Source organism: Microbacterium sp. Leaf151, from assembly GCF_001424225.1.
Classification (GTDB): domain Bacteria; phylum Actinomycetota; class Actinomycetes; order Actinomycetales; family Microbacteriaceae; genus Microbacterium.
Map to the genome: position 1 here is coordinate 680,377 of NZ_LMOR01000004.1, position 20,190 is coordinate 700,566.

Annotated in this window: 21 protein-coding genes and 1 tRNA gene; 11 read left to right on the forward strand and 11 right to left on the reverse strand. The window is 70.9% G+C overall.

Features of this window, described 5'->3' with window-relative positions; translation table 11 throughout:
• Positions 1-51 precede the first annotated feature (51 nt).
• From ASF76_RS13840 to ASF76_RS17145, 3 genes are all read left to right on the forward strand, one after another.
• Positions 52-1,251: an AI-2E family transporter gene (locus ASF76_RS13840; protein ID WP_055958952.1), complete on the forward strand. Its 1,200-nt coding sequence runs from the start codon at positions 52-54 to the stop codon at positions 1,249-1,251.
• A 5-nt stretch (positions 1,252-1,256) separates the two neighbouring features.
• The gene (locus ASF76_RS13845; RefSeq protein WP_200936137.1) at positions 1,257-2,300 is read left to right on the forward strand and encodes an ATP-dependent DNA ligase; all 1,044 of its coding nucleotides are present in this window, start codon (positions 1,257-1,259) and stop codon (positions 2,298-2,300) included.
• A gap of 353 nt (positions 2,301-2,653) precedes the next feature.
• Positions 2,654-2,800, forward strand: coding sequence for a hypothetical protein (locus ASF76_RS17145; protein ID WP_156459266.1), 147 nt, complete (start codon positions 2,654-2,656; stop codon positions 2,798-2,800).
• Between the two features lie 56 nt (positions 2,801-2,856).
• Here ASF76_RS17145 and ASF76_RS13850 read toward each other — a convergent pair whose 3' ends face one another.
• The 3 genes from ASF76_RS13850 to ligD all read right to left on the reverse strand — a co-directional run bounded on the left by ASF76_RS13850 (position 2,857) and on the right by ligD (position 7,291).
• Positions 2,857-3,972 (reverse strand): hypothetical protein, encoded by a 1,116-nt coding sequence (locus tag ASF76_RS13850; protein ID WP_055958955.1) that lies wholly within the window; start codon positions 3,970-3,972, stop codon positions 2,857-2,859.
• Positions 3,973-4,043: 71 nt separating this feature from the next.
• Positions 4,044-5,921 (reverse strand): alkaline phosphatase, encoded by a 1,878-nt coding sequence (locus ASF76_RS13855; RefSeq protein ID WP_055958959.1) that lies wholly within the window; start codon positions 5,919-5,921, stop codon positions 4,044-4,046.
• 341 nt (positions 5,922-6,262) lie between these two features.
• A complete protein-coding gene (gene ligD, locus ASF76_RS13860; RefSeq protein ID WP_055958962.1) occupies positions 6,263-7,291 on the reverse strand; it encodes a non-homologous end-joining DNA ligase in 1,029 nt (342 codons plus the stop codon).
• Between the two features lie 269 nt (positions 7,292-7,560).
• On the opposite strand from ligD, the gene ASF76_RS13865 reads away from it, so the two are divergent.
• Positions 7,561-8,187 (forward strand): DUF1684 domain-containing protein, encoded by a 627-nt coding sequence (locus ASF76_RS13865; RefSeq protein ID WP_055958965.1) that lies wholly within the window; start codon positions 7,561-7,563, stop codon positions 8,185-8,187.
• Between the two features lie 251 nt (positions 8,188-8,438).
• Here the strand turns inward: ASF76_RS13865 and ASF76_RS13870 are convergent, their stop codons facing one another.
• From ASF76_RS13870 to ASF76_RS13880, 3 genes are all read right to left on the reverse strand, one after another.
• Positions 8,439-9,587, reverse strand: coding sequence for an SseB family protein (locus tag ASF76_RS13870; protein ID WP_055958968.1), 1,149 nt, complete (start codon positions 9,585-9,587; stop codon positions 8,439-8,441).
• A 682-nt stretch (positions 9,588-10,269) separates the two neighbouring features.
• On the reverse strand, positions 10,270-12,702 hold the full coding sequence (locus ASF76_RS13875; protein WP_055958971.1) for an ATP-dependent helicase: 2,433 nt from the start codon (positions 12,700-12,702) through the stop codon (positions 10,270-10,272).
• Positions 12,703-12,761: 59 nt separating this feature from the next.
• Positions 12,762-13,238: a general stress protein gene (locus ASF76_RS13880; protein WP_055958974.1), complete on the reverse strand. Its 477-nt coding sequence runs from the start codon at positions 13,236-13,238 to the stop codon at positions 12,762-12,764.
• Between the two features lie 143 nt (positions 13,239-13,381).
• Here ASF76_RS13880 and ASF76_RS13885 point away from each other — a divergent pair, with 143 nt between their 5' ends.
• Positions 13,382-13,789: a YccF domain-containing protein gene (locus tag ASF76_RS13885; RefSeq protein ID WP_055958977.1), complete on the forward strand. Its 408-nt coding sequence runs from the start codon at positions 13,382-13,384 to the stop codon at positions 13,787-13,789.
• A gap of 150 nt (positions 13,790-13,939) precedes the next feature.
• Here ASF76_RS13885 and ASF76_RS13890 read toward each other — a convergent pair whose 3' ends face one another.
• Together ASF76_RS13890 and ASF76_RS13895 are read right to left on the reverse strand one after the other, a co-directional pair.
• Positions 13,940-14,875 (reverse strand): hypothetical protein, encoded by a 936-nt coding sequence (locus ASF76_RS13890; RefSeq protein ID WP_055958980.1) that lies wholly within the window; start codon positions 14,873-14,875, stop codon positions 13,940-13,942.
• Between the two features lie 88 nt (positions 14,876-14,963).
• Positions 14,964-15,332, reverse strand: a complete 369-nt coding sequence (locus ASF76_RS13895; RefSeq protein WP_055958983.1) for a VOC family protein — start codon at positions 15,330-15,332, stop codon at positions 14,964-14,966.
• 54 nt (positions 15,333-15,386) lie between these two features.
• Here ASF76_RS13895 and ASF76_RS13900 point away from each other — a divergent pair, with 54 nt between their 5' ends.
• The 5 genes from ASF76_RS13900 (at position 15,387) to ASF76_RS13915 (ending at position 18,116) form a co-directional block, all read left to right on the forward strand.
• A complete protein-coding gene (locus tag ASF76_RS13900) occupies positions 15,387-15,824 on the forward strand; it encodes a MarR family winged helix-turn-helix transcriptional regulator (RefSeq protein WP_055958986.1) in 438 nt (145 codons plus the stop codon).
• A gap of 152 nt (positions 15,825-15,976) precedes the next feature.
• A complete protein-coding gene (locus ASF76_RS13905; protein ID WP_055958988.1) occupies positions 15,977-16,882 on the forward strand; it encodes a DMT family transporter in 906 nt (301 codons plus the stop codon).
• Positions 16,863-17,552, forward strand: a complete 690-nt coding sequence (locus ASF76_RS13910) for a GntR family transcriptional regulator (protein WP_055958991.1) — start codon at positions 16,863-16,865, stop codon at positions 17,550-17,552. The genes ASF76_RS13905 and ASF76_RS13910 overlap by 20 nt, the downstream gene beginning before the upstream one ends.
• An 81-nt stretch (positions 17,553-17,633) precedes the next feature.
• Positions 17,634-17,709 (forward strand) — tRNA-Met (locus ASF76_RS17150).
• A gap of 182 nt (positions 17,710-17,891) precedes the next feature.
• Positions 17,892-18,116, forward strand: coding sequence for an RNA-binding S4 domain-containing protein (locus ASF76_RS13915; RefSeq protein ID WP_055958994.1), 225 nt, complete (start codon positions 17,892-17,894; stop codon positions 18,114-18,116).
• A gap of 137 nt (positions 18,117-18,253) precedes the next feature.
• Here ASF76_RS13915 and ASF76_RS17540 read toward each other — a convergent pair whose 3' ends face one another.
• The 3 genes from ASF76_RS17540 to ykgO all read right to left on the reverse strand — a co-directional run bounded on the left by ASF76_RS17540 (position 18,254) and on the right by ykgO (position 19,069).
• Complete coding sequence (locus tag ASF76_RS17540; RefSeq protein ID WP_055958998.1) at positions 18,254-18,550, reverse strand: hypothetical protein; 297 nt, start codon at positions 18,548-18,550, stop codon at positions 18,254-18,256.
• On the reverse strand, positions 18,547-18,855 hold the full coding sequence (locus tag ASF76_RS13925) for an ArsR/SmtB family transcription factor (protein ID WP_055959000.1): 309 nt from the start codon (positions 18,853-18,855) through the stop codon (positions 18,547-18,549). The genes ASF76_RS17540 and ASF76_RS13925 overlap by 4 nt, the downstream gene beginning before the upstream one ends.
• A gap of 91 nt (positions 18,856-18,946) precedes the next feature.
• Positions 18,947-19,069, reverse strand: coding sequence for a type B 50S ribosomal protein L36 (gene ykgO / locus ASF76_RS13930; protein WP_055959003.1), 123 nt, complete (start codon positions 19,067-19,069; stop codon positions 18,947-18,949).
• A 79-nt stretch (positions 19,070-19,148) separates the two neighbouring features.
• On the opposite strand from ykgO, the gene ASF76_RS13935 reads away from it, so the two are divergent.
• Complete coding sequence (locus tag ASF76_RS13935) at positions 19,149-20,144, forward strand: GTP-binding protein (protein ID WP_055960151.1); 996 nt, start codon at positions 19,149-19,151, stop codon at positions 20,142-20,144.
• Positions 20,145-20,190 lie beyond the last annotated feature (46 nt).

Sequence of the window (20,190 nt, forward strand, 5' to 3'; positions counted from 1 at the left end):
GCGCGGCGCAACCGCGCACTCGATGTCGGAGGCCCCCACTACCTTGTGAGCATGGGCCTGTTCTCTCGTCATCCCGCGCCTCGCGACGCGGTCGCATCCGTCGCCAAGGCGGTACAGGCACCACCGAAGAGCCTGTGGGCCGACGGCTTCGGCCGCCTCGCTGTCCGGGCGCTGCAGATCATCATCGTGGTGATCCTCGTGGCCGGCCTCATCTGGGGTATCCGCCAGGTGACGCTCGTGATCATCCCGCTGATCCTGGCCCTCATCTTCGCCTCGGCCTTCGGCCCCGTCACCATGTGGATGCGGCGCAAGGGCGTGCCCTCCGTCGTCGCGACGCTCCTGACGCTGCTCGCCGTGGTCGTCGTGCTGGCCGCGCTGGGCTGGCTGGTCGTCAATGCCGTCATCAACCAGTGGGACTCGCTGAGCTCGCAGGCCGTCGAGGGCTTCGAGAAAGCCCAGGACTGGTACCACACGCTGCCGTTCGCGATCTCGCCCGACCAGGTGAACGCCGCCCTCCAGGGCATCGGCGACTTTGTCACGAGCGCCCAGTTCGGCACGGGCGCCCTCGCCGGGGTGAGTGCGGTCGCCTCGTTCGTCACCGGCTTCGTGCTCATGGTCGTCATCCTGTTCTTCTTCCTCAAAGACGGCCCCCGCATGTGGGAGTTCGTCCTGCGTCCCTTCCACGGACGCGATTACGACCGCGCCCGCCGCATCGGCGACAAGACCGTGACCGTCCTCGGCTCCTACGTGCGCGGCACGGCATCCGTCGCCGCCGTCGACGCCATCGGCATCGGCGTCGGTCTGGCGATCCTGCAGGTGCCCCTCGCACTGCCGCTCGCGGTGCTGGTGTTCCTGCTCGCTTTCATCCCCATCGTCGGCGCCGTGACGGCCGGCATCCTCGCCGCTCTCGTCGCACTCGTCACCAACGGCTGGGTGGTCGCCCTCATCGTGGTCGGCATCGTCGTCCTCGTGAACCAGCTCGAGGGCAACTTCCTGCAGCCCGTGCTCATGGGCCGCTCGATGAAGCTGCACTCGTTCGTGGTGCTGGTGGTGTTGGCCGGTGGGACGGCGATCGGCGGCATCCTCGGCACCCTCCTTGCCGTCCCCCTCACGGCGGTCGTCTGGGGCATCATCACCGTGTGGAACGGCGACGACAAACCGGCCGAGTGGGCGCAACGCAAGAAGCGCTCGAACCCCGTGCCCCTCTCGGGCAACGAGGGCAACGCAGACCGCGAGGGCAAGGAGAGCTGACCGCCGTGGCCTACGACATCCCCGCACCGATGCTGGCGAAGTCCGTGCCCGCCGTGCCCGAGCACGAGAAGGTCGCGGGCGGCTTCAGCTACGAGCCCAAGTGGGACGGCTTCCGGGCGCTCGTGTCGTGGGACGGCGGCGACGTCGAGATCGGCAGCCGCGGAGCGAAACCCCTCACCCGCTACTTCCCCGAGCTCGTCGCCGCCTTCGCCGAGATCCTGCCCGAGCCATGCCTGATCGACGGTGAGGTCGTCGTCGCGCGCGGTGAGCCAGGCGCACAGCGCCTCGATTGGGAGGCGCTGTCTCAGCGCATCCACCCCGCGGCCTCCCGGGTGAACCTGCTCTCGGAAGAGACCCCCGCGATGTTCATCGCCTTCGATCTGCTCGCGCGCGGCGATCGCGACCTCCAGGCGGAGCCGTTCTCGGAGCGCCGCGCCCAGCTCGAAGACCTCCTCGGCGCCGTCCCGCACCCCGTGCACGTCACACGCACGACCGACGATCCCGACCTCGCCCGCCGCTGGCTGGCCGAGTTCGAGGGAGCGGGCCTCGATGGAGTCGTCGCCAAGCCGCTCGCCCAGCCGTACGCACCGAACAAGCGCACGATGTTCAAGATCAAGCACGCGCGCACCGCCGACGTGGTGGCCCTGGGGTACCGCATCCACAAATCGGGCGAGGGCGTCGGCTCTCTGCTCGTCGGGCTCTACGACGACGAGGGCCGCCTGCATGGCGTCGGCGGCGTGTCGGCATGGACCGACAAGAAGCGTCGCGAGCTGATCGACGAGCTCGCCCCTCTCGTGGAACGGGATGCCGATGGCGGAGCCGTCGTCGGCGAGACCGACCGTTCGCGCTTCTCGGCGTCGAAAGACGTGTCTTTCGTGCGCTTGCGCCCGGAGCTCGTCCTCGAGGTGCGCTACGACCAGCTCGAGGGCATGCGCTTCCGCCACACGGTGCAGTTCGACCGGTGGCGTCCCGACCGCGACGCCCGCTCGTGCACCTTCGCGCAGCTCGAGACGGTGAGTTCGTACGACCTCGGCGGCGTGCTCGACTGAGAGTCGCCTCGCCGTAGCCGCCCCATCGTGGTGACCCGCCTCCGGGCCGCGCGGCCGTCGCCTGTCGGAGCGGGAGTCGCGCGGATCCTGGAGCCCGCTCGAGGCAACCTGGGTTCGGGGCGTGTGATGTGCACCGGGGCGGGCAGCGGACACCCCGGTGCACATTCTGCGCCCCGCAATCGCTCCGACGCCCCGCAGCCGCCCGGACTGCCGCCGATGCCCCGCTTCCGCGCCAACCCGCCAGGCGCCGCCGACCCCGGCGCGCTCGGCATCCGCTCGCGCCACCGCACAGCCCATGCAGCCACCACGTACGGGGCGCAAGATGTGCACCGGGGCGGGCAGCGGACGCCCCGGTGCACATTCTGCGCCCCGCAGCCGCGACCAGCCAAGCCCTGCTGCACCCTGCTGCCCGGGAGCACACACCGCTTCGTACCAGCGCCGACGCCCTGGCCGTTCCCAACCTCCGCGCCCGCAACCGCGCCCCGGCCTCCACCCGCTGAGCCACCCGCACCCGCTACCGCGCCCCGGCCTCCACCCGCTCAGCCACCCGCACCCGCTACCGCGCCCCGGCCTCCACCCGCTCAGCCGACTCCGACGTCGCCGCTCCCGCGCCAGCCGACGCCGCGGCATCCGCGCCGCGACGCCCCGCCCGACCCCCGCGCCGACGCCCGATGACCACCGCCACGATCGCGCCCGCGGCCACCATCAGCACCGCGAGCCCCGACCACGACACAGCCGCGGTCGTGAACCCCTGCTCGACGAGGGCGGGGGCGCTGATCGGGTCGTCGCCCAGAACGACAGGGCGCACGGTCGTCGTGCCGACGAGAGCGAAGATGGGCCAGGCGCTCGTCTCGGTCACGAGGGTCGCCGTGTCGCCCGGCAGCAGCTCGGCGGGATCGCCCGCGAGAGACGCGGCGTCGACGCCCGTCCCCGAGACAGCGGCGAGCGCGCCGAGCCGCACGTTGCCACTGTTCTCGACCCGCGTCTCGACGCGAAGCACGCCGGGAGCGAACGGGATCCACGACGGCGTGAAGGTCGCCGCGATGTCGTCGACCCGCAGCGCGGGGACGATGTCGCCGGCCACCTGCAGGTGCACGCGTACGCCGACCCGATTGGTCACGGAGACCCCGTCGCTCGAGCGGGTGACCCCGACGACGATTCCCGCGGGGTGGTCGCCGGGGGTGACCCCGTCGGGCACGTCGATACGGACGGGGAGCACCCGGGTCTCCCCCGGCGCGACGGTCACCGCGCCGGCATCCAGTCCGCCGACCGTGATCCAGGCACCGGAGTCCTGCGGGTCACCCGCGGCGATGTCGAAAGCACCGCTGTCGCCGACGACGCCGTCACCCGGCGCGACGACATAGGTCACGGAGTCGGTGCCGAGGTTGGACACGGCGATGGCGTCATCGACACCGGCACCGGGGTCGATGGTGTGACGGAGCGAGATGCGCCCGTCGGGGCCGGCGGAACTCGCCGGCGAGACCGACCATTGCGCAGCGGACGGGGAGGCTGCTGCCGGATCGACGGTGACGGCGGCCGCGGGCGCGGCGGAGAAAAACGGGACGGCGGCAGCGGGCGCGGCGGAGAAAAGAGGGACGGCGGCAGCGGGCGCGGCGGAGAAAAGCAGGATGGCGGCGACGGCCGCAGCGGAAGCAGAGGTGCGGGGGAACACGGGGATCCTCGGGTCAGGGGGACGGACGGAGCCGGTGCGCCCCCGCCAGGGAGCGCACCGGCGGGAGGGGATCAGTCCTTCGCGAAGAGCGTGAGGGTGATCTCGCTGCCGTAGCGGCCACTCTCGGCGGTCGCGGGGATGGTCAGCGCCAGGTCGGCGGCGACGACGGTCTCGCCGACACGCTCGACGCGACCGGCGTCGGCGAGGGTGGCGGGCTTGTCCAGCGTCGCGGTGCCCCCGGCGGCGGCACCGGCGGCCGTGCGCACGACCTTCGGCGTCCAGCTGAGGTTGTCAGCGCCGAACGAGCGGTTACCGGCGACGAACGCCGAGGCCGAGCCCGACAGCGTCCACCCGCGTCCCTGCGCCTGCGCCTCGTTGCGGGAGTCGTTCACGACGACCTCCGGCAGCTCGGCCTGCTGCGACGCGGCATCACCGGCGAAGGTGACGGGGCCGTCGGTGGCGGGGAGGGCGAGGCTCAGCTGACCGGCCTGGGCGGGCAGGGGCACGGAGGCCTCCACGCCGACCGCGTCACCCTCGGCATCCGCGTGCCCGAGGGCGTCGAAGATCGTCTTGCCCAGGTCGGTGTTGTCGAGGTAGGCGCCGCGGACGAAGTCCCACTGGGTGGCGCGAGCCGTGAGCGCCTCGGAGCCGGCGCCCTTCGCGTACAGCGGGACGAGCGCGTTGGTGTGACCACCGGAGTGCCACGACACGTTCGGCAGCTGACCCTCGGTTCCGGTGAGGGCGGTCCAGCCCTTCTCTGCGCCGGCGCCGGGGCCGGCGAGGTAGCCGGTCTCGTGGTCGGCGGTGACGATAACGAGTGTCTCGTCCCAGCTCGAGTTCTTCTCGACCCAGTCGGTGACGGCGTCGACGGAGTCGTTGAACGACACCTGCTCCTCGACGATGCGCGTGGTCTGGTTGGCGTGACCGGCCCAGTCGACCGCACCGCCCTCGACCATGAGGAAGAAGCCGTCCTCGTCCTTCTCGAGCACGTTGAGCGCTGCCCGAGCGGAGGTGGCGAGAGACGGCACGTCGGCGTTGGCCGCGTCGGTGAAGGGCAGCACGTTCTTGTTCTGCACCCCGGGACGGTTGTACTGGAACGTCTCGGCGACGCGGGCGAGGCCGAAGAGCTTGTCGGGGACGTTCTGCCCGTCGGCGACGCGCTCGAAGTCGGCCTTGCTCTCGACGTACGAGAAGGGCGTCTTGCCCTGCGTGACACGGTCGAAGTCGGTCTGCGAGATCCACGACCCCGCGCCGAAGTGCGACGCGCGGGAGGTCCCGGCATCCGTGTAGTTCGGGTGTCCGCCGCCGATGAGCACGTCGACGCCCGAATCGATCATCTCGGTGGCGAGGCCGTGGTAGTCGTTTCGGCTCGTGTTGTGCGCGATGAAGCCGGCGGGGGTGGCGTGGTTGAAGGGAACGCTGGTGACCAGGCCCACCTTCTTGCCGACCTCCATCGCCTGCTCGCCGACGGTCAGCAGGCGCGTGCCGTCGGGGGCGAAACCGAGAGTGCCGTTGGTGGTCTTCACGCCGGTGCCGAGTGCGGTGCCGGCGGCGGCGGAGTCGGTGGCACCCGATGCGACCCACGAGAAGTCTCCCCACGCCTGCTCGGGGGCGTACGCGGCGCGACCGCCCGCTGAGTAGTGCGACTGGGCGAGCTGCACGGGGAAGCCGTCGTAGACCTCGCTCGGGGTGCCGGGGATCTTCGTGGCCGCACCGGAGTTCGGAGCGACCTCGACCTGCTGGTAGCTCGTGCCGTTCTCGTACAGGCGAGCGGCGTCGAACTGGTTGTAGCCCGCACCGTCCGAGATGAGGACGATGACGTTCTGGGGGGCGGGGGTCTCCGTGGTCTCCGCCGAGGCGGCGACGCCGGGGGTGGCACCGAGGGCGACGCCCGCGACGGTGCTCATGACGATCAGACGACGCGTACGTCCGGTCGTGCGCTTGTTCATGTGTTCGCTTCCGTTTCGTATGGGATTCACCGACCGCCGGGGGGCCGGTCGGAATCCACGGTGACGGAAGGTCCTCTCGTGAGAACGAATCTCAGGACACCCGGAGGTGAACGTTCACCCGGCGTCCTCACTGTTCGGTGAACTCTCGGGTGTGCGCTGGCATCCCTTTCGCGAAAATGCGACGATGCCGGCTCGACCCGGCTCTCCCCACTCGCGACGCCGTCGGAGGCAACGCACGCCCTCGTCATCAAGAAGTGGGATGCCGCGGAACAGGCCGACTGCGCCTCAAACGCCCTGCGCTGTTCTCATCCCCTGTCGTCGTAGCGCGAGAGCGTGTCGCCTCAGTCCGACGCGGGACTCTTCGCCCGTGACGGCTGTACGCGCGGCGGCTCGCCGGGCATCTTCGGGAACTCGGGAGGGAAGGGCAGCTCGCCGAGGCCGTCGTCGAGGTCGCGCTGCCACCACTGCAGCAGGGTGTCGATGCGCGCGGGCTTCTCGGAGAACCCCGCCCACGGGTCACCGACGGATGCCAGCCGCTCCGGGATCGACCGCACCGTGAACGCGAGGGGGTCGAGATCGTCGAGTTCATCCCAGGACACCGGCGTCGACACGGTCGCGGTCGGCAGCGCGCGCGGCGAATACGCCCCCGCCATCGTGCGGTCGCGGTTCGCCTGGTTGAAGTCGACGAAGATGCGCTCGCCGCGCTCCTCTTTCCACCAGTTGGTGGTCACGGCATCCGGCATCCGTCGCTCCAGCTCGCGGGCTGCGGCGATGACGGCGTGCCGCACGTCGAGGAACTCGTGCGTCGGCTCAATGGGACAGAACACGTGCAGGCCGCGGTTGCCGCTGGTTTTGATCCAGGCCTCCAGACCCGCCTCCCGCAGCACGGCCCGCAATTCGTGCGCGGCGACGACGGCCTCGGCGATGCCCGTACCCGGCTGCGGGTCGAGATCGATGCGTAGCTCGACCGGGTGGTCGGCGTCGCTCGCGAGCGAGGCCCACGGGTGGAACACGATCGTGTTCATCTGCGCCGCCCACACGGCCGACGCGATCTCGCCGAGGAAGAGCTGCGGATGCCGACGCCCGCTGTTGTACGTCACGGTCACGGCCTCGACGAAGGCCGGCGCCCCCTTCGGCGGGTTCTTCGAGAAGAACGCCTCGCCGCCCACACCCTCGGGGAAACGCTCGAGCGACACCGGCCGATGCCCGTTCGCGGCGATGAAGGGCTCGGCGACGGCGATGAGGTACTCGGCGAGTTCGCGCTTGGTGATGCCGACCTCGGGCCAGAGCACCCGATCGGGGTTGGAGATGCCGACCTCGCGATCGCCCTCGGGGCCCGGGACGGTCAGCGTGATGCGGGGGGATGCCATGTCCCGACGCTAGTGCGCGCGTCGACGTCGTGTCTGCCCCGTTGCGTCCTGGTGTCAGCCTGTTGCTGGGGGCATGCGCGGCTGATCCTGGCCGGGCACTGCGAGACGGCGCCGGGGTCGGGCCGGCCATTCGGGTTCAGCCCGGGCGCGGCATTCCCGTGATGCGCGGGGCCCGGGGTGCGCGCCCCGAGGCAGGGACCGGGAGACTGACGGACCGGGTCGCGTCCAGCCCGGGCCGCCGGCATCCGCCCTCCCCCTACGCTCGAAGCATGACCACCGCCGCCGCCCGCGCCGCCCTCGACATCGCCGACTGGCGTCTGCGCGTCTTCGCGCTGTACGACGCGGTGCGCGAAGCCGACGATCCCGAAGACGCGCACGAACTGTGGCGCATCGAGCGCGACGCGCTGTTCGCGGACCACCCCGCCACTCCCCTGCTCCCGGCGCAGCGAGAGGGTTTCGTGGGGCTGCCCCTGGCCCCGTACGACGCGGCCTGGCGCTTCGAAGTCCCCTTGCTCGACGCCGACGAGGCGTCGTTCGTCGCCACCACCGGCACCGACGGCGAGGTCGGCTTCGAGCGCATCGGCCGCGTGGAACTGCCCGACACGGGCTCGCTGGACGTGTGGCGGCTGTCGTCGTACGGTGGCGGCCTGTTCGTTCCGGTTCGGGATGCCACAGCCGGCCGCCCCGGCGGCACCTACGGCGGCGGGCGCTACCTGCTCGACACCATCAAGGGCGCCGATCTCGGCCGAGGTGCGGCGCCCGACAGTCTCGTGATCGACTTCAACTTCGCCTACAACCCCTCGTGCGCGTACGACCCCATGTGGGCGTGCCCGCTCGCCCCCGCGGGAAACGTGCTGCCGGTCGCCATGCCGGTCGGGGAGATGTACGGGGTCTGAGGTCGGCGGCCTGCTCCGCGCACCTCGGTGGCAACGGCACCCCTCCGGCGACGGACGCTGTGCTCGGAGCCGTCTCGCCCGGGTCGTCCGGTCCACGGCATGGCATCCGGTATGGCGACGGCACCTCTCTGGCGGAAGACGCCGCGTTCGAAACCGCCTACCCCGAGCCGTCCGGTCCACTGTCGGCATCCGGATCCGATCCGACGACGGACGGGCCGCCCCGAGGGGTGCGACCCGTCCGCGTCGAAATGTCAGGCGGTCGGCGCGTCGTCCTCGGCGGCGAGGGCGATGACCGGACCGAGCTCTTCGCGTCCGAGGCGGATCCACGGACCGGCCGGGTCGATCAGGATGCCGGTGAGCCCGGCATCCTGTGACAGCGCCTTGGCGAGCTGCATCGTGCGGATCGGCAGGGGCTGGTCGCCGCGGCCGAGGGCGAGCAGTTCGAGCGGGTGCGAGAACACCTCGAGGAAGCGCTCGCCCGTGGCGGCTCGCGACTCGGCGACCCCCATGGGACCGCCCTCTTCGGTCTGGTTGACGGCGATCCACATGGGCGCGTCGGCCACGATGGCTTCGACGACGGTGGATGCCGTGGACTCCGTCCGCGCGTCGGACAGGGCCGTCTTGATGCGCAGCTGCGGGTCTACCTCGGCGATCATCCGCTCGAGCAGCGGCTTCGGCAGCACCGCACGCCCGTCGGCCGCGGCGGGGTTGAGCACCATGCCGCCGTACGGGCCGTCGATGATGTGGCGCAGCAGCGTCAGCACGGGCTGCGCCATCGCCGACGTATCGCGGTCTTGGTCGGCCTCGACGCTGGCCCGCAGGGCCATGCCACCGCTGTAGCCGAGCACGAGCTGCTCGGTGCCGTTGTTCGCCACCGCGAGGGGCAGGTCCTTGCCCTCGGCCATGAGGGCGCGCGCGTCGCCCTTCACGCGGAGGAAGACGTGTCCCTGCAGCAACTGGCGAGCGACGTTGAGCAGCTGGGCGGGCTCGGCCTGACCGACGATCTCGGCGAGGGCGTTGCTGAGCAGCACGTTGTCGCGGAGGCCGGGCATGGTCTCGGGGGCCTCCGGTGCCACCATCTCGCCGGGCTGTCGCGCCGAGGGGCGCGCGGCGGTCGGCGCAGCTGACGCCTCGGCGGGGGTCTCGGGCCCCGCACCGACGCCGCGGAACGACGACATCGAGATGCCGACCGTCGGGGTCGTCTCCGCCTGGGCCTGCGCGGGAGCCTGCGCCGGCGCGGGAGATGCGTCGCCGTCGGTGGCGTTCGCCTCCCCGGCCGGAGCAGCGTCACTCGGACCGGCGGGGTCGACGGGCTGCTCACCCGGTTCGATCACGGTTTCGGGCCGGTCGGTCGATGCGTCGTCGGAATCGGACTTCTTGCGGCGCGAGAAAAGAGCCATTGGGCAAGCCTAGCCGGGGCGCCCGCGCGGCGGCGGGTCGAGGCGGCCAGCCGGGGCGCCCGCGCGGCAGCGGGTCGAGGCGGCCAGCCGGGGCGCCCGCGCGGCAGCGGGTCGAGGCGGCCAGCCGGGGCGGGCCAGGGCACCCGGGCCACGGTGGGCCGGAGCACCGGGCGCGCGTCTGCGAGCGGCCCGCCGCCGCCCCGCCACCGCTCTGGGGCGCAAATTGTGCAGTGGGGCGAGCATGGCCCGCCCCAATGCACCAAACACGCCCCGAACCCGCCCCCGTAACCCGCTCCACAACCGGCCACCAGCGGCAAAGCCGTCACCGCCGCACGGCCCCGCGCCGCCCCGGCCATCGGTTTCGGGGCGCGAATTGCGCATTGGGGCGAGCATGGCCCGCCCCAATGCCCGAAAGACGCCCCAAAGACGGTCCGCGGCGTCGAACCCCTCCGCACGGCACCCACGCGCGACGCACACAGCGCACCGCCCAACCGACCGCCCACCGCAGCACACCACCCCACCGCACAGCTCACTGCGCAGCACCCAGCGCGCCGCACCGCCCACCGCGCCGCACCACCCCACCGCGCCGCACCGCCCACCGCGCCGCACCACCCCACCGCGCCGCACCGCCCCACCACGCCGACGCCCGGTCACCGACGCACGCCGGTGCCGAGAGACCGCGCTACAGCTTCGCGATCGGCGCGATCTTAACCAGAAGCTTCTTCGGCCCGACCGTGTCGAAGCGCACGTGCGCCACGCGCTTCGCGCCCTCGCCGGTCACGGCATCCACGCGTCCTTCGCCGAAGTCGTCGTGACGGATGCGGTCTCCGGATGCCAGCTCCAGGTCGCCGTTGTCGCGGACCTTCGCGGGGATGCGGTTGGGGAACTTGCTCGGGTCGGCCGGCGCGCGCTTGGGCAGCGGCACGAGGTCGTCTCCGTAGCGATTGCCGCTTCCGGGCTGGCCGGGGCGACGCCCGCGAGCGTTCAGCGCGCGCGACTGCGAGCCGCCCCGGCCGTTTACGTCGCCGGGCGACTGGCGCCAGTCGATGAGGTCGGCGGGGATCTCTTGCAGGAACCGGCTCGGCATCGCCACGGTCACCTCGCCGAACTGGGCGCGGGTCATCGCCAGCGACACGTGCAGGCGCTTGCGGGCGCGGGTGATGCCGACGTAGAACAGGCGCCGCTCTTCCTGCGGGCCGCCGGGTTCGTTCGCCGAGATACGGTGCGGCAGCAGGTCTTCTTCGACGCCGGTGAGGAACACGGCGTCGTACTCCAGGCCCTTGGCGGTGTGCAGCGTCATGAGCGACACCGAGCCCGACGCATCGTCGAGGTCGTCGGCATCCGCCACGAGGGTGACCTCGGTGAGGAAGTCGATGATGGTGCCCTCGGGGTTGTTCCGGGCGAACTCGCGGGTCACCGCGACGAGCTCGTCGAGGTTCTCGAGGCGCGCCTCGTCTTGGGGGTCTTTGCTGGCGCGCAGGGCGTCGAAATAGCCGCTCTTGTTGAGCAGCAGGGTGAGTCCCTCGCTGACCGAGGTGGAGGGGGCGAGCTCCCCGGATGCCGGGAGCATGATCGCCGTCGCCTCGGTGAGCACCGCGTCGAGCTGGTCGATGGCCTTCTGCAGCTTCGGGCCGACGCCGATCTGCGCCGAATTGGCCAGGGCGTCTCGGAACGTGATGCCGTGCTCGGCGGCGTAGCGGGCGATGGCGGTCTCGGTGACGTCGCCGATACCGCGGCGCGGGCGGTTCAGGATGCGGCGAACTGCCATGCCATCGGCCGGATTGGCGACCGCGACCAGGTAGGCGAGGGCGTCTTTGATCTCGGCGCGCTCGTAGAACTTGGTGCCGCCCATGATCTTGTAGGGCACCGCCGAGCGGATGAAGATCTCCTCCAGCGCGCGGGACTGCGAGTTGGTGCGGTAGAACACCGCGACTCCGGAGTAGTCGACGCCCTTCTTGTGCAACGCCTCGATCTCGTCGGCGACGAACTGCGCCTCGTCGTGTTGCGAGTAGCCGGTGAAGCCGATGATCGGATCGCCGGCGCCGACGTCGGTCCAGAGCTTCTTGTCTTTGCGGTCGAAGTTGTTCGAGATGACCGCGTTGGCCGCCGACAGGATGTTCTGCGTCGAGCGGTAGTTCTGCTCCAGCAGCACGACCTTCGCACCCGGGTAATCGCGCTCGAACTCGCTGATGTTGCGGATGTCGGCACCGCGGAACGCGTAGATCGACTGGTCGGAGTCGCCGACGACGGTGAGTGAGCCAGCGTCGTCACCCGCGGGCTCCGCGTCGAAGATCATCATGCCGCCGGACGAGAACGGTTCGGCATCCGACCCCGGGGGCCGCGTGAGTTCGTGGATGAGCGCGTACTGCGCGTGGTTGGTGTCTTGGTACTCGTCGACCAGGATGTGGCGGAACCGCTTGCGATAGACGTCTGCGACCTGCGGGAACGCGCGGAACAGATAGACCGTCTGGGCGATGAGATCGTCGAAGTCGAAGGCGTTGGCCCGCTGCAGCTCGCGCTGGTAGGACGAGAAGATCTCGACGAACACGCGTTCGGCCGGGTCGCTCATGTTGGCGGACCGCGCGTACGACTCGGCATCGGCCAACTCGTTCTTGAGCTTCGAGATGCGACTCTGCGTGCCGGCGGGCGTGAGACCGAACGAGTCACCCTCGTGCTCCTTCACGAGCCGCTTGATGAGCGCGCGCGAGTCGCCGGAGTCGTAGATGGTGAACGCCTTGGTGAAACCGAACTGCTCGGCCTCGCGGCGCAGAATGCGCACGCACGCGGAGTGGAACGTCGAGATCCACATGCCGTCGGCCTTCTGCCCGATCAGCTGATGCACGCGCTCGCGCATCTCGCCCGCGGCCTTGTTGGTGAAGGTGATCGCGAGGATCTGGCTCGGATACGCCTCGCGCGTGCGCAGCAGCGATGCAATCCGCCGCGTCAGCACGCTCGTCTTTCCCGAGCCGGCGCCCGCAACGATGAGCAACGCCTGGCCGCGGTACGTCACGGCCTCGCGCTGAGGGCCGTTCAACCCCTCGAGGAGGTCGGCGTCGGGTCGGGCCGACGACGGCAGCGGGCCGTCGACGATGAGGGGCGTGGAGGCGTCGGTCATGGCGGGTTCAAGTCTAAGCGGGGCCTCCGACATCGGCCCCGGTCGCCTCGCAGCCTGACCTACGGGCGCGTCTCGCCCGCCGCACCCGACGACAGCAGCGACTGCGCGCGGGAGAAGTGCTCGGCATCCACCGACACGTCCCACCGCTCTGCCTCGAAGCCCTGCACCGACGAGAAGTCCCGGCGACCGCCGGTGAACGCGTGGCCGGCGAAGCCGAACACGGCGCCCCACACCGCACCGAGCACGAGGCCCATCAGCAGCAGGCCGAGGAAGCCGCCCGGGCTGAGCAGCCCGATGAGCACGCCGATCATCAGGCCGAACCAAGCGCCCGACGCCGCACCGAGACCTGCCGCGCGTCCCCGCGTCATCCGCCCCGTGATCTGCTCGACGATGCGCACGTCGTGTCCGACGATCGCGGTGTGCTCGACGGGGAAACCGGCGTCGGAGAGACGATCGACGGCGGCCTGCGCCCCCGTGTAGTCGCTGAAGCTCGACAGGACACGGCGTTCCGGCGTGGCGCGGGTGACGTCAGACATGATGGGTTCCTTCCCTCGGTGAATTCCACGCTAGACGCGGCGGGTGATGCGTAGATGGCGCTTGCGCGCGGTACGACACCCGGATAGGTGAACCCCCTGTCAAACCATGGATGCCACCCAGCCGCGGCCGCGAAGATGGACCCATGCGCTTGATCCTCAACATCCTGTGGCTGGTCCTGTCGGGCTTCTGGCTCTTCCTCGGCTATCTCGCCGCGGGCGTCGTGCTGTGCATCCTCATCGTCACGATCCCGTGGGGCATCGCCTCGTTCCGGATCGGGTTCTACGCGCTGTGGCCGTTCGGACGCGAGACCGTGTCGAAGTCGACCTCGGGCCTCGGCTCCCTGCTCGGCAACATCGTGTGGGTCGTCCTCGCCGGGTGGTGGCTGGCGCTCGGTCACATCTTCACGGGGCTGCTGCTGTGCGTGACGATCATCGGCATCCCGCTGGGCATCGCCAATTTCAAGCTCGTGCCCGTGTCGCTGATGCCGTTGGGCACCGAGGTACGCGAGATCCGCCGCGGCGGACCGTTCGACAACACGCTCGGGCGCTGATCGCGGGCGCCGCGCCAGGGCGCCGCGCGTCGCGTCTGAGCACGACCAGGCCTTCGGGCACGGAGCCCCGCCCACAAGCGCGACCAGACCCCCGAGCACCGAGCCCCGCCCACACCTGCAACCAGACGATCAAGCGCCGAACCCCGACCCTCAGCGCGCCCGGCTGGAGCTGCGCGTAGGCAGGGCGAGCACGATCCCGACGACCGCGGCCATCAGCCCGGCCACCGTCGTCGCCGTGACGATCTCGACCGGGAACGAACCGTCGCGCGCGCCGGCCAGACGCGCGAGATCCCACGGCAGGATGCCGATTTGATCGTTCCAGGAACGTACAGCGTCGCGCGCCCCCACCACCGCGATGGTCGCCGCGGGAAGCGCGGATGCCACCCCGACCCCGGCGAGCGCGATCCCCACCGCTCGGCGTGGGCCGATCTGCGCGGAGAGAGACCACCCGGCGACGACGAAGATCCACGCCACCAGGGCGAAAGCCACGGTCAGATAGAGCACGCGGAGGACAGGTGACGACCACACCTCCGGCCAGATGCCTGCGGGTCCCGAGAATGACACCGCGAGCAGCGCCACGACGCACCGCAGCACGATGGCACCCCCGACCGCGGCGATGATCGGCCACGGAGAGCGGCGCCCGAGCAGGAGCCGCACGGCGACGGCGAACACCAGCCAGCTCGCGACGGCCAGCGCCACGCTCCAGAGACCGTCGCGTGGAGTCTGCACCACGCGCGTGGCGACGAGGATGCCTCCCGGAACGACAATCATGAGACACCGGTCGAGCGGAAGCAGACCGAGGCTGGACTCGCGCGCCCGCCACGGTCTCGTCGAAGCGACCCAGGTGGCGCGAGCGGCAGCGGCTCCCGGACGACGCACGAGCCGGGTGCGGGCCGAGATCATGCCGATGCCGACCCAGACGACCCCCAGCAGCAGCAGGAGGCGGGCGACCCACTCCGTCGTCGGGCCGACCGCCATCGGCTCTCGGGCGAACGGGTCGATGGCGACCGCGATGACCGCACCGGAGAGAAGAAGCACGGCGGCGACGACCAGGGCCAGGATGCCTCGCCCCGCCGCCGTCGCCATGCACCTACGTTACCCGTCGCACCTCGCGCCCCCGACCGCGCGGCGTGCACGTGCGCTCGGCGCGACGGCGGGTCTCGAACGAGTGCGCTCAGGCCTTGTCGTGAAGGGTCACGTGGTAGCCGTCGGGGTCGGCGAAGGTGAAGGTCCGGCCGAAAGGCCCGTCGATGGGCGCCACGACGATGCGGTGCCCGTCGGCGGCGAGCGCGTCGTGGATCTGCTGCACGTCGGTGGCATGGAGCCAGACGGCCGCACCGATACCGGGCTGATCGACGCCCGTGAGGTCGGTTCCCGGGGCGAGGTCGCGTAGCGCGAAGGCGATCGGCGCGGTGTCGAAGACGACGGCGTGGGGCGGACCGGCGGGCGACCGCCGCAGGCCGAGGAACTGCGCGTAGAACGCGTGGGAGGCGGCGAGGTCGCGCACCTGCAGCGAGATGAAGTCGGGTCCGGTGACGGGCATGTCATGCTCCTCTGTGTCAGTTATCTGACACAGAGGATATGTCAGAATACTGACATGGCGCAAGAGGCAATCGATCTGGACACGTCGCTCGGCTACCTCCTGAAAGAGGCGGCGAGCGCTCTGCGCGCGGCGATGGAAGACGTCCTGCGACCGCTGGGCATGACGATCACGCACTACTCCTGTCTGGAACTCCTCGCTCAGCGTCCCGGCCTGTCGAACTCCGACCTGGCGCGCGGCGCCTTCGTCACGCGCCAGTCGATGAACGTGCTGCTCCAGTCGCTCGAACGCGACGGCATCGTCGAGCGGCCCGACGCGGCGCCCGTCGGCAAGGCTCTCCCGACCCGCCTGACCGCGAAGGGGCGGCAGTCGCTCGAGGCGGCGAGCGCCGCCGTCCGTTCGGTGGAGAAGCGCATGCTCAACGGAATGACGGATGCCGAGCAGGCCGCCGCCCTGCACGCCCTGCGTTCGATGGTGCAGGCGCTCCGCGGCTGATCCTGGCCCGACTCGGGTGCCGCCGCGCACAACGGCGGGGCGATTCACCGACACGCCGGTACGGCCCGCTTGGGCGCGGCGTGTCCTCCTCGCGGCCCGCCGTAGTGCTCCGCGTCAGCACGCCGGACCGCGGATTGTGTAACAATCCACTCATGCTTCCCGCCCTCGCCGTCCTCGCCGCGGCCCTGTGCTTCTCGACCACTGGCACGGCGCAGGCGCTGGCGGGCGTCGGCGCCTCCCCCGTCGCCGTCGGTGCCGCGCGGATCGTCGTGGGCGGCGGCATCCTGGGTCTCGTCGCCCTTCTGCGTCGCGCGCCGACTCCCCCGCTGCGGGTGATGCGCGGATCCGTCAGCGGACTCGTCGCCCTCGGAGCGATCGGCGTGCTCGCCTACCAACCCCTGTTCTTCCTCGGCACGCGCGAGAACGGCGTGGCCATCGGCACGGTCGTCGCTCTCGGTTCCGCGCCGATCGCCACCGGAATCGTGGATGCCGTGCGCCTGCGTCGCGCCCCCTCGCCGCGCTGGATGCTCGCCACGGCCATCGCCCTCGCCGGTGTCGTGCTGGTGTCGGGAGTCACCGGCGACTCGATCGCGCTCGCTCCGGGCGGTCTCCTCGCCTCGGCGGGCGCGGGAATGTCGTACGCCCTCTATACGGTGCGCGGCAAGGCGCTGATCGAGAGGGGGTGGGACTCCACCCGCGTCATGGGCACGGTGTTCGGTGTCGCCGCGGTGGCGAGCCTGCCGGTGCTGCTGGTAGCCGGGTCCTCTTGGCTGCTCACCCCCAACGGCCTCGCGCTCGCGCTCTGGCTCGGAGTGGTCACGACGACGATCGCCTACTTGCTGTTCGGCTGGGGGCTCGCACGGCTGACCGCCGTCACGGTCTCGACCCTGACGCTCGCCGAGCCCCTCGCGGCGACGCTGCTCGGGCTGTTCGTGCTGCACGAGCAACTCACCCCGATGGGAGCCGCCGGCCTCGCGCTCATCGCGGTGGGCCTCGCCGTGGTGTCTGTTCCGTCACGTCGTCGTGAGGAGGTTCCGGATGCCACGGCCCGCTCGTGACGCCTCCGCCCGCGCCGCGGCGACGCCCGGCCGCGCCACCGCGGACTCCCCCGGCCCCCGGGCGGCCGATCTCGTCGCCGACGCCGTGCGCGCCGGCATCCTCTCCGGAGACCTCGCCCCCGGCACCCCGCTGCGCGAGGAGGAACTCAGCGCCGCCCACGGCGTCTCCCGTCACACCGCCCGCACGGCGTTGACGCGTCTCGCAGCCGAGCGCCTCGTGACCGCCGAGCCCTATCGCGGCGTGCGGGTCTCGCTGCTCGACGACGATGCGCTCGTCGCCCTGCAGCAACTGCGGTGTGCGCTCGAGACCGAAGCGCTGCGGATCGTTCGCGACCGCGGCATCCGACCCTCCGACGTCGATGAGGCGCTCGACGACCTCGCCACCGCCGAAGCCTCGGGCGACTGGTCCGCCACGCTCGCCGCGCACGCACGCGTGCACCTTGCGCTCGTCGCCGCGGCGGGGTCTCCGCGGATCGCGGAGGAGTACCGGCGCCTCGACTCCGAGATGCACCTGCTGTTGACGCACGTGCGACCCGCCTACGCCAGCGGTGCGCTGACGGCTGAGCATCGCGCGTATGTGGACGAGGCGCTGGCCGACCCCGAACACGCCGTGCGGGCGCATCTCGAGCACTCGACACGGGCGATCATCGACGGTCGGCGAGGGCGCTGAGCGCCACACGACGACACATCGCGTCACTTCTCGCAACGGCCGCGCACCGCTCTCGCGACCGGGGTTAGCGTGGGGGCACATCGCGGCGATCCGGGCGGTCCCGGGCCTCGGCTCATAACCGAAGGCGTGGCGGGTTCGACTCCCGCCGTCGCGTCCACTTCCCGGGTACCCCCGTCGGTCCGGCCACGGCTCGTTCGCGACGTCTCAACCGCGCTCGGCCGAGACGCTCTTACGCACGTCGCGCAGCGCTGCACCGGGTGGGTGTGCGGCATGACCGGCCTCGAGGTCGACCGTCCTGGTGCAGGTAGCCGGTCGACTGACTGCTGTCAGACTGGAGCGATGACCTCCCCCACGCCCCAGGATGTCCTCATCGGGACCGAGGGCATCCGCCTCGGCGCGTTCCTGAAGTTCGCCGGAGTCCTCGACTCCGGAGGTGACGTCAAGGAGGCGATCATCGACGGCTACGTGCAGGTCAACGGTGAGATCGACCGCCGACGTGGGCGGCAGCTGCAGGTCGGCGACGTCGTGACGTTCGAGGGGCGATCCTTCCGCGTGCAGGCCTAGTCCCGCCTGTCCGCAACGGTCGGCCGCCTCACGCGCGCTCCGAGACCCCCCGCATGACGAAGGGCCCGCCTCCCCGAAAGAGAAGCGGACCCCCGACCCGGCATCGCGCGCTCGTGACACGCCGATGCCGTGACACCTCAGTGCTCGTCGTAGTGATCGGTGTGCAGCGCGTGGCGGTGACCGTCATGCACGTAGTCGGCGTGGTCGTCGTGCGCGATCTTCTCGTGCCCGCAGTCGTCGCCGTGGCGGTGCTCATCGACCCCGTGCTCGGCCTTCGACTCGTGCTCGTCGTAGTGGTCGCCGTGCAGGGCGTGGTGGTGGGTGCCGTGCACGTAGTCGATGTGGTCGCCGTGCTCGATCTTCTGGTGGCCGCAGTCGTCGCCGTGGGCGTGCTCGTCGACGGAGTGCTCGGCGTGGGTCTCAGCGGTGCTCATTGTTCGTTCCCCTGGTCGTTCGGTTCCTGGACGTGGGCGATCGCGTCGAGCACGACGTGCGCGACGTGCTGGTCGGCGAGGGCGTAACGGATCTCTTTCCCCTCGCGCTCCGAGCTCACCAGACCCGCCTGCCGCAGGGTGCGCAGGTGTTGCGACACCAGCGGTTGCGACAATCCGGCCCGGTCGGCGAGCGCGCCGACGGTGAGCGGTTCACGGCTCAGCAGCCACACGAGCGCGAGACGCGACTCGTTGCCGAGAACCTTGAACAGCTCGGCGGCCTCGTCGAGCCCGGCGATCTTGTCCACGGCATCCACGAGACCACACACATGCAGAGATTGCAATGTGTTCACGCAACCGGGAACGGTTCTCGTTCGCGTTATCGAGATCGCGCGGAAGTCACCCTTGCCGCCCCTTGAACCGCGGATTGAGTTTGTTGATGACGAACACCTTGCCGCGGCGGCGCACCACCTGCGCTCCCGGTTGCTTCTTCAGCGACGCGATAGATGCGCGAACCTTCATGACATCCTCCTTGTTGATAATCGTTCTCATCAACACGGTAGGGTGTCGGAAGCTCCCTGACAAACGAGAGGTGGATGCCATGAGTCGCACGATCGTCGTCATGGGCGTCTGCGCCCCGGAACGCCGCGCCTATGCCGAGCGCACGGCGGTGGCGCTCGCGCGCCCCCTGCACCTGCTGCGGTTCGCCGACCTCCGCTCCCCGCACGCCCTCCCCCATCCCCGCCCCCGCGCCCACGCCGACGCCGTCGTCGTCGACCTCGGGAGCGACGTCGACCTCGTCCACGCGATCGGTGCGCGCGGCGGTGCCGAGGTCGAGGCGGTCTGCGTGGTGGACGCCCGCCACATGATCGGCGATCTGCTCGACGACGCAGCGCTCGTGGCATCCACCCGCTCGGGAGACCCACGCGGCGACGTCGGGGCACGCGCCCGACAGGCGGCACTCGCGCTGGAGCTGGCGACCCGGGTCGTCTGGATCAACTGGGAGCAGGTGCCGACACCGGCTGTCGCCGTGCAGATGGCCCTCGCGTCCCACCTGAACCCGACCGCCGTCGTGCGGCTCTCGCGCGACCCGCTGAGCGACCTGCGATCGGAGGCGGTGCACGAGGGCGAGATCCTCGAGCGCGCCGGCTGGGTGCACGCGCTCAACGGCCGGCATGACCCGTACATGCGCGACAACCGCGTCATGACGGTGCGCTACGAGCAGCTGCGGCCCTTCCATCCCGCACGCCTGTCGGCCACCCTCGACCGTCTCGACGAGGGAGCCGCCGGACGCCTCGTGCGCTCGGCCGGATTCTGCCGGTTGGCCTCGCGTCCCGGCATCCTCGCCCGGTGGGAACACGTCGGATCGGCCATGTGGATCGCGCCACTGGGAACGGATGACGGACGCATGGGTATGGGCCAGGAACTCGTCTTCACCGGCCTCGACCTGTCGGCTCCGAAGCTCGCGCACCTGCTCGATCTGGCCGCACTGACCGATGACGAGCTGGCCGCGGGTCCCGCGGCGTGGGTGGACTTCGACGACCCGCTCCCGGCCTGGCCCGCGGTGGACTCGTCGATCCCGGATGCCACCGACTGACCGCGGTGGTCGGCGGCGCGGTCATGGGGGTGCGGCACCGGGCGGG